At 68.1% G+C, this 452-nt stretch carries 1 protein-coding gene; it reads left to right on the plus strand.

Annotated features, from left to right (window positions below; all coding sequences use genetic code 11):
* Positions 1 to 452, plus strand: a 452-nt coding sequence (locus tag AC5RWT_RS38015) for an N-acetylneuraminate synthase family protein (protein WP_494084709.1), incomplete at both ends; no start/stop codon positions are given.

The raw sequence follows: 452 nt of genomic DNA on the forward strand, positions 1-452 counted from the left end.
AAGGTCGCGTCCGCCTCGGTCACCGACCTGGACCTGCTGGCCGCGCTGCGCGAGACCGGCAAGCCGGTGATCCTGTCCACCGGCATGTCCACGATCGAGCAGATCGACAAGGCCGTGGAGACCCTGGGCACGGACAAGCTGATCCTGATGCACGCCACCTCCACCTACCCGCTGCCGCCGGAAGAGGCGAACCTGCGGATGATCACCACGCTGCAGGAGCGTTACCAGGTGCCGGTGGGCTACTCCGGGCACGAGCGCGGGCTGCAGATCTCGCTCGCCGCGGTGGCGCTGGGCGCGGTCACGGTGGAGCGGCACATCACGCTGGATAGGACCATGTGGGGCTCGGACCAGGCGTCCTCGCTGGAGCCGAAGGGCTTCGAGGCGCTGATCCGCGACATCCGGATCCTGGAAGATGCCATGGGCGACGGCGTCAAGCAAGTGTTCCCGGGCGA

Source organism: Arthrobacter sp. Dra40 (assembly GCF_059091905.1).